We start from the raw sequence: 13247 nt of genomic DNA, 5'->3' as shown, positions 1-13247 counted from the left end.
TTTTTAAAATGCCATGTTTCCAAGTTCCCATTATCTTTGTGAAAGTGTAAAGGACAGGCAATTGAAAAGCCTTATTTTTACATTAAAGTATCGATTATCTTAGTTGATTCCCCAAAATATTGAAAGTTGGTGGAGGGTATGAAACATCAACAGGAAGAACTGAAACCAGGTCTGAAACAAAGACATTTAACGATGATTTCTTTGAGTGGTGTCATAGGCGCTGGTTTATTCGTAGGAAGCGGTATCATTATTGGTCAAACGGGCCCCGGGGCGGTATTATCATATGTTTTGGCAGGCTTGATTGTTGTTTTAGTCATGAGGATGCTTGGGGAAATGGCCACAGTGAATCCCAATACTGGATCTTTTGCCGTTTATGCAAGGGAGGGGATTGGTGAATGGGCAGGTTTTACAACAGGTTGGTTATATTGGTTCTTTTGGGTTATCGTAATTGCTTTGGAAGCAACAGCGGGAGCTGCGATCATACACAGCTGGATTCCTTCCGTTCCCGTCTGGGTCATAAGTCTATCATTGATTATCCTATTGAAAATGACGAATATTTTTTCCGTAAAATCGTTTGGTGAGTTCGAATACTGGTTTTCAATCATTAAAATAATCAGTATCATACTATTTTTGTGCCTGGGTGTGGCAGTGATATTAGGGTTTATTCCAACGATAAAACCACCCGGCGCTTCCAATCTTTTGAATTTCGGCGGTTTTATTCCAAATGGGCTAAGTTCGGTGCTTGTTGGAGTCGCAATTGTTTTCCATGCATTTGTTGGCGTGGAAATTCCAGCTATTGCCGCGGGTGAGACCAGTGATCCGGTTAAGTCAGTTAGAAGTGCATTGAATAGTGTGGTTTGGCGAATCCTGATTTTCTATATCGGGTCCATCGCAATACTAGTGACGCTATTACCCTGGAATTCGGCTTCTTTGCTGAAAAGTCCATTTGTTGCCGTACTGGAAATGATGGGAATCCCTTTTGCTGCCCTGATCATGAATATAGTGATTCTCATTGCATTGCTTTCCTGTTTGAATTCGGGATTATATACCAGTTCGCGCATGTTATTTTCACTTGCACAAAAGGGTGACGCTCCAAAGTTATTTTCAAAAGTGAGCAAGAACGGTGTCCCTATATTTGCTGTAGTCGGCTCTACTTTATTTGCCTTTATCAGCACCATTTTCAGTTATGTTTCACCTGATAAAATCTTCTTCTTTTTAGTGAATTCCTCGGGTGGAGTCGGAATTCTTGTTTATCTGGCCATTGCAGTTTCCCATCTGCGATTAAGGAAGAGAATGGAGAAAGAGAATCCCGGAATTTTCAAGATTAAAATGTGGTTATTCCCGTATTTGACTTATGCAACGATAATTTCCATGATTTCCGTGTTAATATTAATGGCATTTATCGATTCGCAGCGTCCACAGTTTATCTTCACCATGCTATTTAGTTTGATCGTTATCTGTTCATTCTTTTTCATTAGGCGAAAAAAAGCGAAGTATTTAAAGAATGAATTAACTATTGTTTCTGGTTCCCCTAATTCTGAAAAGTTATAGCTTTGGCTCTATACCATTGATTTAATTTAAGGTAATGCTTCGTTTACTTCTATGGAATTCCTCAGACAAAATTCTTCAATCACTAATCAGCTAGAATATGATTTCCCATAGAAAAAGAGAGTTGTTCCAACAAGTGTTTGGTGACATCTTTCTTTTAAATTATGAAGGAGGGATTATGTTGAATGGATTCCATGTAATAACTAGTGGGGTTGTCCTTGGAGCCATGTTGATGTCAGGCTGCAACAATTCAGCTGAACGAGACGAGGCTCAACAAGAAAAAAGTACAGTCATGAATGAAAATCAGGATTCAAATACGGGTGGAACCCATAATGCAGAGGTTATTAAAAAAGGTGTCGGCGATGTGATGCAATCCATACAAGGATTGGAATCAGAAATAAGTACGGAGGTGGATTCAGAGAAAATTCAAGAAATGGGAAAAGAGATCAGTTCTATTTGGGATTCGATAGAAAAACAAGTGGAAGATGAATACCCCGATTGGTATGAAAGGATTGAGAAAAACCTATACCCATTAATTGGGGAGTCAGGGAATCCGGACAAGGATCTTGAAAAGATTAAACGACTCTCTGAAGCAACTGTAGAAGATTTACAGTTATTTTTGGAAGAAGTAAAATGAATTCTCTTTATACCCGGTTATCACCAGAAGGGGATTTATGGATTTTAACAGGCTTAGCTAGTTTGGTGATTTTGGAGGAGGAGGGGAACTTAGATTGGAACGTGCAAAAGAATTTAAAGAGGTTCAGGCTGTGATATTTGATTGGGCAGGGACGACGGTGGATTATGGTTGTTTTGCACCGGTCCAAGCTTTTGTCGAGATATTCAGGATAAGGGGGATAGATATTACCAGTAAGGAAGCAAGGGAACCTATGGGTTTATTGAAAATGGATCATATAAAGGAACTCCTGAAAATGAAACGAATCTCCAATTTATGGATTGCTAAATTCGGGAAAGAATCGGACGAAAGAGATCTAAAATCATTATATAAGGACTTTGAGGCTTTGCTTTTTAAGGTTCTTAAGGAGAACGCCAAGCCAATACCAGGCGTTATTGAATTAGTCGGCCGTTTAAGGCAGCAAGGAATAAAAATCGGTTCGACAACAGGATATACTCGTGAAATGATTGATGTTGTTAAAGAAGAGGCGGAAAAATGGGGCTATCATCCAGATTCCATCGTTGCGTCTACCGATGTGCCTACAGGAAGGCCTGCCCCTTGGATGTGCTTTAAGACGGCGATGAATCTCCAAGTGTATCCACTCAGCAAAATCGTTAAAGTCGGCGATACGATCAGTGACATCCAAGAGGGCGTATCTGCGGGAATGTGGACTGTTGCCGTTTTGAAAGGCGGTAGTGAAATCGGCCTATCAGAAGCAGAAATCAACGAAATGGACCCGTATGATCTGCAAAAACGGATGAAACATGCGGAAAACCGTTTTTTGAATGCAGGTGCCGATTTCGTAATTGATGAAATAGGCGATTTATTGGAGATCATCGATAGGATCAACTACAGATTGACAGAAAAAAAGGATATATTTATTGGTTAAAAGAGATTCATATACATGAGTTAGTGACTATGGTGATCAGGGATGTTAAATAAATTCAAAATATTCAATTTATTTATTGACTGTTACAGCAAATGATAGTATCATACATCTTATAACTGGTACGGACGTCGCAACGTCATTATCAGAAATAAATATAATTAAGGAGAATGTGCTATGGTCGAAACAAAAATATTAAGAGGAACGAAAGTTAAAATGACACCAAGTGAAGCCATCGTTGAGACATTAGTGGCCGAGGGGGTTAAACATATCTCGGGAATTCTGGGATCTGCTTTCATGGATATGCTTGATTTATTGCCAACTGCAGGCATTCGTTTCATTGGTGTCCGCCATGAACAAAGTGCAGCACATATGGAAGATGCCTATTGTCGCGTCTCTGGTGTAGCAGGAGTTGTCATCGGGCAAAACGGACCTGGAATGACGAATATGGTCACCTCTGTTGCAGCGGCCAATCAAGCTCATACTCCTATGGTGGTCATATCACCTTCAGCTGGTACACCAACAGTTGGATGGGATGGTTTTCAAGAATGTGACCAGGTTTCCATCTTCAAGGCCATCACGAAAGAAACGGTTAGAGTGACACACCCAGGCCGGGTCGCTGATTGCCTTAGGACAGCATTTCGAATTGCCTATGCCGAGAGGGGACCGGTTTTATTCGATATCCCCCGTGATTACTTCTATGGAGAAGTGGAGGATCAAATACTTCAACCGCATCAATATCGCGTAGATGAACGGGGCTGCGGATCCTCTGCATCCTTGGATAGAGCGGCAGAAATTTTAGCTAAGGCTGAGTATCCTGTCATTATTTCCGGTAGGGGAACGGTTGATTCAGATGGCATTGAAGAAATTAAAAATATTGCAGAATATTTAACAGCTCCGGTAGCTGTCTCCTATATGCATAATGATGCCTTTCCTGCTGATCACCCATTGTCAGTCGGCCCAATCGGTTACATGGGTTCAAAGGCAGCCATGAATACACTAAAGAAAGCGGACGTCATATTGGCGGTCGGTACAAGATTATCGGTTTTTGGAACGTTACCATGCTATGACATTGATTATTTCCCTAAAGATGCACAAATCATCCAAATAGATATTAACCCAAGGCAAATAGCGAGGACACACCCTGTGGAAGTTGGAATTATCGGAGATGCCCGTGAAGCGAGCCATGAAATCTTGAAACGGTTGAAGGCTAGTAAACCTAACATAAAACAAGAAAAAGAGCGGATGGTCGAAGTAACGAATGAAAAACAAAAATGGGAAGAAGAATTGGTGAAACTCGCAATGATCGATGGAACCCCGATCAATCCACGTCGAGCCCTTTTGGAATTGACTAAAGTGTTGCCTGAAAATGCCATCGTTACTACAGATATCGGTAATGTATCGTCAACTGCAAACGCTTACTTGAGATTCAACCAGAGCCGCAGGCATATCGCTGCGCTTACATTCGGAAATACGGGATTTGCTTACCCATCAGCACTTGGTGCCAAGTTAGCAGAACCGAACACGCCTGTTTTAGCCATTGTTGGAGATGGCGCGTGGGGCATGAGTTTACATGAAGTGAGTACGGCTGTTGAAGAAAACATACCTGTTATAGCATGTGTCTTCAATAATAATGCATGGTGTGCAGAGAAAAAGAATCAGGTCGATTTTTATAATAATCGTTTTGTAGGGGCGGACATCCAAAATCCTGATTTCGCAGAAGTTGCCCGATCAATGGGTGCTGTTGGTATTAGAGTGGAAAAACCTGAGGAGTTAGGCACTGTCATTGAAGAAGCAATACAATCAAATAAACCGACTGTCATTGATATACAAGTGGATGGAACACAATTAGCTCCTCCATTTAGAAAAGATGCATTAAAAATGCCTACTAGATTATTAGAAAAATATTCTCATTTAGATCATAAAAACTGGAACAAATAATGGTGTGAAAAGGTGATATGACAGGTACGATGACTTGGTGAACTATTTGGGTCATCGCACCATCACCAATTCTCTCTATAAAGGTCTGTAACAGCATGGGAACTTAACTTAATTGCGTTCAATGAATAAGAAGGGGGTTTCAATTGTGAAGATGGAAACTGAAACGAAAGACCTTGTTCAAATGGATAAAGACCATTTATGGCATGCGATGCATCGCTATAATGAGAAGGATGCTCCCATGATGGCTACAGCAGGAACCGGTTCATGGTTCACAGATACTAAAGGTGATAAATATTTAGATGGGGTTTCCGGATTATGGTGCTTGAACCTGGGTCACGGTCGTAAAGAGATTGCGCAGGCAGCCTATGAACAAATGATTAATTTATCTTATTTCCCTTTAACGTTAAGCCATAAGCCGGCAATTGAATTATCTGCAAAAATAAGTGAACATTTAAAGGGCTCTTATACAACTTTTTTTACGAACAGCGGCTCTGAGGCGAATGAGACAGCTTTTAAAATAGCCAGGCAATATCATTCTCAAAATGGGAATCAGGGTAAATACAAATTCATCTCAAGGTACAGAGCTTATCATGGCAATACTTTTGGCGCACTTAGCGCAACCGCGCAGGCTAATCGGAGAGTGAAATATGATCCGGCGGTTCCAGGTTTCCTTCATGTGCCACCGCCGTACAGTTATCGAAGTCCGTTTGGGGAAAACGTTGAAAATTCCGATTTACTTGCAGCTGAATATATCGATCAGGTCATTAACTTTGAAGGAGCTGAAACGGTAGCGGGTGTCATTCTTGAACCTTTCATCTCCGGTGGAGGGGTCCTTATTCCTTCGAAAGAATACTTAACGAGGGTTTCTGAAATATGTAAGAAGCATGATGTACTTTTAATTGTGGACGAAGTGGTTTCAGGTTTTGGAAGAACTGGAAAAATGTTTGGGTTCATGCACTCTGATGGGGTTCAACCCGATATTGTTACAATGGCAAAGGGTTTGACCAGTGGTTATCTTCCACTTGGAGCAACGGCTGTGAATTCCAGGATTTATGAGAAATTCAAAGAGAACGGAAATTTAAATCATTTCAGGCATGTGTCAACATATGGAGGCCACCCTGCATCTTGCGCAGTTGCGCTAAAGAACATTGAAATCTTAGAAAATGAAAAAATCGTTCAACGGGTATCTGAACTTAGTGACTCGACACTAAGTGAACTCTTTGAATTGACAGCCCTGGATAAAGTAGGGGAAGTTCGGGGAGTTGGTTTTTTATATGGCATTGAATTGGTGGAGGATAAAAAGACAAAAACGCCTGTTTCCGATGAATTCATGGGTAAAATTATAGGGGCTTGCAAGGAGAATGGTCTTATCATCGGGCGTAATGGTGATACAGTTCCTGGATATGGAAATGTATTGATCATTGCACCGCCTTTATCTTCGACCGTTGAAGATTTACGCTTTGTCATAGAAACGGTTAAATCCGTTTTATATGAATTATGCTAACCATAAAAGGTGATTGGCTTTAGGATGCTATATTTATAGACGAATTTGAAGATGGGCATGATATGTCTAACCGTTTTGACATCCATGTCCATTTTTTCATATTGGGATCTGACTGTGTGGGAAAACTGGAGAATCCGAAGTAGGAGGAAATATGCAATCACAACAAAGGTTATTGGTGGTTCTTGCTCATCCCGATGATGAATCATTCCTATGTGGCGGAACCATTGCCAAAATGTCTGAGCAAGGTGTTCATATAACTTTACTATGTGCGACAAAAGGCGAAATGGGCAGGCGCATGGGAAATCCCATTCTTACAACAAGGGAGGCATTGCCTGAACTAAGGGTGGAGGAGTTAAAAAGAGCTTGTGAAGAGTTGGGGATCAGAGACTTGCGATTTTTAAACGTAAGGGATAAAACGATTGAATTTGAAAGCTTCGATTTATTGGCGGAGGGAATCGTAAAGGTGATTCGTAAGGTTCAACCCAATGCACTAGTAACATTCCATGAGAAATATGGGGGGCATCCAGACCATTGTGCGATTGGCCGTGCTGCTGAATTTGCTTTTCTAAAATCAGGAGATCCCGATTTTTATCCAGATACAGTTTTTCCAGCTTTTAAGGTCCATAATCTGTACTTTGTCCTTTGGCCTTCTTTTTATGATGAATGGTTAAAGGAAAATGGGCAGAGCAGTATCACAAGAGTGAATATAGCAGGGACTTTACAGAAAAAGATCAGTGCCTTAAAGTCCCATCGCTCCCAGACTCTAGCTGTTCCTGCATTGTGGGGGAATAAAAATCTAAGCTTGCCTTTTTTAAAGGAATACGAGTATTTTATCAAAGGGAATTCACCTACTAATATAGAAGATACCGATTTTTTTCAAACGATTGAAAGGATGGGATGATACGTAATTTGTGCTTTAGTTTATCTGGAAAGGGGGAAGGAAAGTATGGAATTGGAAAAATATGATCCGCTTGAAGAAACCCCTCTGGTGCAGCAAAAACCGCTTCAAAAAAAGGTGCTTTTGTGGCTGAGCGGTATCGCTTTCACCTTTTTTATTGCCCTCTTAGGCTTGGGGCTGTCCAAGATTTCAGGATTCAATCGAATCGGTCCTCTTGCATGCTCGATCATCATTGCCGTGATTTATCGTCAAATTGCGGGATATCCAGAGAAGTTCCGGCCGGGAATTGAATTTTCCGCAAAAAAACTTTTGCGTTTTGCCATTATTTTATACGGGTTGAAATTAAATATCGATGTGATTTTCAATCAGGGACTGCCGCTGTTGGTACGTGACATAGGGACAGTGACATTTGCCATAGTCGTGATGGTCCTGATTGCCAAGTGGCTTAAGGCAGATGCTTCCATTTCCCTTCTTCTTGCTGTAGGAACCGGGATATGCGGTGCAGCAGCCATTGCGGCAATATCTCCAATCGTGAAAGCGAAGGAAGAGGATACTGCCATAGGCGTCGGGATCATTGCATTAATGGGAACACTTTTCTCCATTGTTTATACACTTTTACGTCCGATCCTTCCGCTATCTGCTTTAGATTATGGAATCTGGTCTGGGATCAGTCTGCATGAAATCGCCCATGTTGCATTGGCAGGAGCACCGGCTGGTGAAGATGCGCTAGCGATTGCACTACTCGCAAAATTGGGCCGTGTCTTTTTACTTATCCCTTTATGTTTCATTTTTATGTATTGGATGAAAAAACGCACATCCGGGAAAATGGGCAATGATGCCAAAATTGATTTTCCATGGTTCCTCGTTGGTTTTATAATCATGAGTCTAATAGGAAGTTATGTGTTTGGAACTTATCTTACGGTCTCGCCTCTCGTAATGGATGGGATATCCAAAGCGACTACATTTATTTTGACAATGGCCATGATCGGTCTTGGATTGAATGTAAGCCTGCAGGCACTGCGGACAAAAGCCATGCGTCCCCTTTTAGCCATGACCATTACCTCTTTGCTGCTTTCCATAATCTCGTACTTTATCGTTTAATAAATAAGCTTTCTATTGTCCCAGTATATGATGCCTGAAATGTGATGAAGAATGCATATGGATAAGCCCTGAATATATAGATCTATTCAGGTTTTTTTATTCATCCGAAGAAAAAGCTTTTTGGGAAAAGAAGGGGTGCGGAAGTGATGAAATCCTAATTTTAGGGGAAAATTGAACACTGGCATGTTTGAATATTATAACTATTTGGTTTACAATATAAGAACTGATACGAACATTACGATGTCTTTTTCTGTTTGGAGGAAATTTTATGGAGTTAGACTTTAAAAACCCAATCCCTTTACATGCTCAATTGAAAACCATATTGGAAAATCAGATTTTGGAAGGGTATTATAAAGACAAAATCCCGAGTGAAAGGGAACTTATGGATATGTATTCAGTCAGCAGGAGCACTGTACGGGAAGCTGTATCCATCCTGGTTCGTGAGGGAATATTGGAAAAGAGGCATGGGAAGGGAACGTTCGTTTCCCTTAAGCCTGTACAAGAATGGCTTAAGATGATAAGTTTTACGGAAACCACTAAAGGCATGGGGATTGAACTACTAGATCATGGCCGTGTAATGACACCTGAAAATATAGCTGATGCAAATGGGTTTGAGGATGAATCTTACCATATTAAAAGGCTTCGGTTACAGGGGGATGTCCCAATAGCCATTGAATTGCATTATTATTCTTTGGACCTAGGAAAAAAATTGACGAAATTCGATTTAAGTACAACCGTATTGTATGATGCACTCGAAGGTGATTTAAACATTGACTTTTGTGAAGCGGAACAAATCATAACCTGCGGCTTTCCAACAAAAGAAGATGCAGAACACTTAGGTATAGCCGAAACGATGTGCTTGCTGATTACAGAACGAATGATTTTTGATTCTGATGGTAACTTAGTGGAATATTATAAAGGGTTATTCCGATCGGATATGTACTCATTTGCCATGAAAATGTCTCGGAAAAATTGATTTTGCACATAAAATGACCTAGGTCTTTCTAAGAGAGCTGAGAGGCCTAGGTCATTTTCAAATCTACCAATATATACAAGGCTATGTTAATAACATAGGAACGTTTTAATTATAATCTATTGTTATGATCAAAATATATATCTTACTTGAAGATCTAGAATATCAAGGCTTGTCCACTGTTTTCAACCGTTTTGTTTGGAGGGATTGCCATCCTCCAATTTAGCAGAAATAAGCCCAAGTACAACTCCAAGCAGCGCACCTGCTCCCACTTCCACAGGCTGATGTCCTAGCAGTTCATTCAGCTCTTTATCACGCTCCACATACTCGAAGCTCGGAAACTCTCCAGAAAATTTCGCCATATTATTTTCAAGATCATTTACAAGCTTAGCAATTTCGCCTGTATGGCGCCGAATCCCCTGTGCATCATACATCACAATCACGCCAAAAATTGTCGCCAGCGATGTTTCCGTATGCAGCCATCCTTTATTCGCTGCCACATAGGATGCCAGTGCGGCCACACCAGCAGAGTGCGAACTGGGCATGCCACCTGTTGTGAAAGCCTGCTTCAAGTCCCACTTTCCCGTCAGCTTATTATGGGTTAAAATTTTCAGTCCTTGCGCAATGCCGATCGCCGACAGCGCCGTTAAAATTCCCCGATTCATCTTTTCCATGAGCAATCCCTCCACTCCAGACCAGTCCAACCCAATCCGGGAATTTATCTTCCCTATTTTTGATACCCCAAAAATAATTTTTATATGCAGTAATGCCATGATTATCAGCATTTATTAAAAAGTCTACCTGTGTTAATTTTTATGACCCTTTTTTCAGTGTCCGTGTTCGACCATTTCATAATAATATTTATAAGATGAGTCCCATAAAGAAAATATATAACGGAAGATTATTAACATGGTGTTAAGGGTGGCAATGGAATGAACAAGATCAAGGATATGCAATGCCTATTACCCGAACAGGTTTTGATGTGTTGATTGAGTAACATTGGTACATTGTTTCTGTTTACCACACATGTTGAAGTCGTGACGGATTTGGAATTGAAGATGTCTAAATAAAAAATGCTCTTGCCAGTTAAAATAATCATTTGCCAATTGGACCCGGATTTCGTTAAAAAGGACTTTTGCGATTTCACGGTCTTTTTACTGTTAAACCCTTGTCAATCCAGTGTTATTCTAATTTTCTTTTCAGCCTTTTTCAGCAAAATTTTATTTTAACTCGAACAGTGGAATGCTAGTTGATAGAGTGGATTTTTGCAGGAGATATTTTGGTTGTACAGAGATTGTGAGTTAAAATAAACATTTCCGATCAGTTGATAAAAAGTGATTAAGCATGGTATAAGTGTAAAAGAAGCAGGGACATTTTGCTTTTTAATTTTGGGATATGGGGTTGGCGTGGTACCCCATAATGAGAGGATTTGAATTTGAATATGATAGATAATTTTTGGCGTGATTTACCACGACCATTTTTTATACTGGCACCAATGGAAGATGTGACGGATGTTGTTTTTCGCCATGTAGTGAGTGAAGCAGCTAGACCCGATGTGTTTTTTACAGAGTTTGCAAACACGGAGAGTTATTGTCATCCCGAGGGGAAGCAAAGTGTGCGTGGGCGTTTGACTTTTACAGAGGATGAACAACCAATTGTAGCCCATATATGGGGGGATAAGCCTGAATACTTTCGGCAAATGAGCATTGGTATGGCGAAACTAGGTTATCGGGGTGTGGATATCAATATGGGCTGTCCTGTACCTAATGTGGCACAGAATGGGAAGGGAAGTGGCCTTATCCGTCGCCCAGAAGTTGCAGCAGATTTAATACAAGCAGCAAAAGCAGGAGGATTGCCGGTAAGTGTAAAGACAAGGCTTGGTTACACGGATGTAGACGAATGGCACGACTGGCTAACACACTTATTGAAACAAGACATTGTTAATCTTTCCATTCATCTGCGTACAAGAAAGGAAATGAGCAAAGTAGATGCTCATTGGGAACTAATCCCGGAGATTAAGAAACTTCGTGACCAGGTGGCACCAGATACGCTCTTGACGATCAATGGGGATATCCCTGACCGTCAAACTGGCTTAAAGCTCGCTCAACAATATGGTATTGATGGGGTTATGATTGGGCGTGGTATTTTTAATAATCCATTTGCCTTTGAAAAGGAGACGAAAGATCATAGCAGTAAGGAATTGCTTGATCTCCTAGGGTTACATCTGGATCTCCATGATAAATATTCAAAATTGGAGCTACGTCCGTTCAAGGCTCTTCATCGCTTTTTTAAGATATATGTCCGTGGGTTTCGAGGGGCAAGTGAATTAAGAAATCAATTAATGAACACAGAATCAACAGATGAAGCACGTGCTTTGCTCGAAAATTTTGGGTCAAAAGAATCTTGATGGAATGGGGGAACAGTAGAAGTTCCCCATTCAAGGTAAAGGCGAAGTAGGACGTTAAACTGGTGTGTCCCCAAAAAGTTAGAGTTTATACTAAACAGTTAATTGGCTGGTGTGACGACGGTATTGAACCGGACTCATTCCAGCCAATTTCTTTATATGTTTGTTAATACAAGTAAAAAAACACAGTTAAAATGGCAACAGATTGTATGGTTAAAAAACAACCAAGGGATCCCATCTGATAGAGGTTTTTATTTGTTATACTCATATTTAACACACTTATTCATTAACTAATTCTTTTATCATCAAAAGATGTGGACCGCCATCTTCCATAAAGACATCAGATGAAGTCTGATAGCCGAGTTTTTTATAAAAGCCCTCTGCCTGTGTTTGCCCATGTAATTTAACCCGGGAGATTACCTTTTCCTTTGCAATTTCTTCTAACGTTTTTATTATTATTTTTCCAAGACCAAATTTACGGAAAGGCTCCAAGATGCAAATTCTCTCCAATTTACCTAAACCATCAACAACTCTTAACCTTCCAGTTCCGACTGGTTTTTCATTATAATAGACTAATACGTGTTCAGATAAAGAATTAAGTGAATCAAATTCATCAAATTCACTTTCTAATTGGAAGCCTTGTTCATCTACAAATACTTCTTTTCTGATATGGAAGGCTATTTTTAAATCATTTTCTGTAGTTATTCTTTTTGAATCCAATGTTCTTCATCCCTTTTCTAGATTTATTTAAAAAGACAAGTCATAATAAATGTATATCCTTTTTTAGTATAAATGAAATTATTTTTGTTGTAAATACAACAAAAAAGTCAGGGGCTTTTGGAATGAAGGAAATACTCCGTGAAATTGGAATGATAGCAAGGGCACTGGACTCTATAAGTAATATCGAATTTAAAGAAATTGACCTTACAAAAGGGCAGTATTTGTATCTTGTTCGAATATGTGAAAATCCAGGAATCATTCAAGAAAAGTTGGCAGAAATGATAAAGGTTGACCGAACGACAGCGGCTCGTGCCATTAAAAAACTAGAAATACAAGGTTTTATCGAAAAGAAAAATGATGAGGAAAACAAAAAAATTAAAAAGTTATATGCTACTGATAAAGGTGAAAGGGTCTATCCCTTTTTGAAAAAAGAAGGAGAGTATACCGACAAGGTTGCATTATCTGGATTTTCTTTGGAGGAAACGGAAACAATGCTTCATCTTCTTCAAAGAGTCAGAAAAAACATTGAGGTGGATTGGGAATTTGTGAAAAGGGGAAATAAAAGGGAGTATTGATACATTTAAAAAAAAGAGGCCAAA

At 40.0% G+C, this 13247-nt stretch carries 12 protein-coding genes; 10 read left to right on the top strand and 2 right to left on the bottom strand.

Translation table 11 applies throughout. The annotated features are described in order from the left end of the window. Nucleotides 1–138: 138 nt before the first annotated feature. The 8 genes from IOC57_RS05660 (at nucleotide 139) to IOC57_RS05625 (ending at nucleotide 9527) form a co-directional block, all read left to right on the top strand. Complete coding sequence (locus IOC57_RS05660; protein WP_207437804.1) at nucleotides 139–1551, top strand: amino acid permease; 1413 nt, start codon at nucleotides 139–141, stop codon at nucleotides 1549–1551. A 178-nt stretch (nucleotides 1552–1729) separates the two neighbouring features. Further along, the gene (locus tag IOC57_RS05655) at nucleotides 1730–2185 is read left to right on the top strand and encodes a hypothetical protein (protein WP_207437803.1); all 456 of its coding nucleotides are present in this window, start codon (nucleotides 1730–1732) and stop codon (nucleotides 2183–2185) included. Nucleotides 2186–2279: 94 nt separating this feature from the next. Beyond that, nucleotides 2280–3110 (top strand): phosphonoacetaldehyde hydrolase, encoded by an 831-nt coding sequence (gene phnX / locus IOC57_RS05650; protein ID WP_207437802.1) that lies wholly within the window; start codon nucleotides 2280–2282, stop codon nucleotides 3108–3110. 174 nt (nucleotides 3111–3284) lie between these two features. Further along, complete coding sequence (gene xsc, locus IOC57_RS05645) at nucleotides 3285–5048, top strand: sulfoacetaldehyde acetyltransferase (protein WP_207437801.1); 1764 nt, start codon at nucleotides 3285–3287, stop codon at nucleotides 5046–5048. A 151-nt stretch (nucleotides 5049–5199) separates the two neighbouring features. Continuing rightward, nucleotides 5200–6552 carry an aminotransferase gene (locus tag IOC57_RS05640; RefSeq protein ID WP_207437945.1) on the top strand — a complete coding sequence of 451 codons (1353 nt, stop codon included), beginning with the start codon at nucleotides 5200–5202 and terminating at the stop codon, nucleotides 6550–6552. A gap of 151 nt (nucleotides 6553–6703) precedes the next feature. Next, nucleotides 6704–7453 carry a PIG-L deacetylase family protein gene (locus IOC57_RS05635; protein ID WP_207437800.1) on the top strand — a complete coding sequence of 250 codons (750 nt, stop codon included), beginning with the start codon at nucleotides 6704–6706 and terminating at the stop codon, nucleotides 7451–7453. 45 nt (nucleotides 7454–7498) lie between these two features. Next, the gene (locus IOC57_RS05630) at nucleotides 7499–8551 is read left to right on the top strand and encodes a YeiH family protein (RefSeq protein WP_207437799.1); all 1053 of its coding nucleotides are present in this window, start codon (nucleotides 7499–7501) and stop codon (nucleotides 8549–8551) included. Nucleotides 8552–8819: 268 nt separating this feature from the next. Beyond that, nucleotides 8820–9527 carry a GntR family transcriptional regulator gene (locus tag IOC57_RS05625; protein ID WP_207437798.1) on the top strand — a complete coding sequence of 236 codons (708 nt, stop codon included), beginning with the start codon at nucleotides 8820–8822 and terminating at the stop codon, nucleotides 9525–9527. Between the two features lie 182 nt (nucleotides 9528–9709). On the opposite strand, the gene IOC57_RS05620 is transcribed toward IOC57_RS05625, so the two are convergent. Then, the gene (locus IOC57_RS05620; protein WP_207437944.1) at nucleotides 9710–10198 is read right to left on the bottom strand and encodes a divergent PAP2 family protein; all 489 of its coding nucleotides are present in this window, start codon (nucleotides 10196–10198) and stop codon (nucleotides 9710–9712) included. Nucleotides 10199–10965: 767 nt separating this feature from the next. Between IOC57_RS05620 and IOC57_RS05615 the strand changes: the two genes are divergently transcribed. Then, entirely contained in the window at nucleotides 10966–11931 is a 966-nt protein-coding gene (locus IOC57_RS05615; RefSeq protein WP_207437943.1) for a tRNA dihydrouridine synthase, read from the top strand. Between the two features lie 276 nt (nucleotides 11932–12207). Here IOC57_RS05615 and IOC57_RS05610 read toward each other — a convergent pair whose 3' ends face one another. Continuing rightward, complete coding sequence (locus IOC57_RS05610; protein WP_207437797.1) at nucleotides 12208–12648, bottom strand: GNAT family N-acetyltransferase; 441 nt, start codon at nucleotides 12646–12648, stop codon at nucleotides 12208–12210. A 122-nt stretch (nucleotides 12649–12770) separates the two neighbouring features. Between IOC57_RS05610 and IOC57_RS05605 the strand changes: the two genes are divergently transcribed. Further along, the gene (locus IOC57_RS05605) at nucleotides 12771–13223 is read left to right on the top strand and encodes a MarR family winged helix-turn-helix transcriptional regulator (protein ID WP_207437796.1); all 453 of its coding nucleotides are present in this window, start codon (nucleotides 12771–12773) and stop codon (nucleotides 13221–13223) included. Nucleotides 13224–13247: the final 24 nt, after the last annotated feature.

The organism is Bacillus sp. SD075, from assembly GCF_017355165.1.
Taxonomy (GTDB): domain Bacteria; phylum Bacillota; class Bacilli; order Bacillales; family DSM-1321; genus Peribacillus.
This window is presented reverse-complemented; position numbering and strand designations above follow the sequence as displayed.

What these genes read in the sequence shown, in the direction of transcription:
- IOC57_RS05605 (WP_207437796.1), top strand. Translation starts at nt 12,771, where the DNA reads ATGAAGGAAATACTCCGTGAAATTGGAATGATAGCAAGGGCACTGGAC.
- IOC57_RS05615 (WP_207437943.1), top strand. Translation starts at nt 10,966, where the DNA reads ATGATAGATAATTTTTGGCGTGATTTACCACGACCATTTTTTATACTG.
- IOC57_RS05660 (WP_207437804.1), top strand. Translation starts at nt 139, where the DNA reads ATGAAACATCAACAGGAAGAACTGAAACCAGGTCTGAAACAAAGACAT.
- IOC57_RS05640 (WP_207437945.1), top strand. Translation starts at nt 5,200, where the DNA reads ATGGAAACTGAAACGAAAGACCTTGTTCAAATGGATAAAGACCATTTA.
- xsc (WP_207437801.1), top strand. Translation starts at nt 3,285, where the DNA reads ATGGTCGAAACAAAAATATTAAGAGGAACGAAAGTTAAAATGACACCA.
- IOC57_RS05620 (WP_207437944.1), bottom strand. Translation starts at nt 10,198, where the DNA reads ATGGAAAAGATGAATCGGGGAATTTTAACGGCGCTGTCGGCGATCGGC.
- IOC57_RS05625 (WP_207437798.1), top strand. Translation starts at nt 8,820, where the DNA reads ATGGAGTTAGACTTTAAAAACCCAATCCCTTTACATGCTCAATTGAAA.
- IOC57_RS05630 (WP_207437799.1), top strand. Translation starts at nt 7,499, where the DNA reads ATGGAATTGGAAAAATATGATCCGCTTGAAGAAACCCCTCTGGTGCAG.
- IOC57_RS05635 (WP_207437800.1), top strand. Translation starts at nt 6,704, where the DNA reads ATGCAATCACAACAAAGGTTATTGGTGGTTCTTGCTCATCCCGATGAT.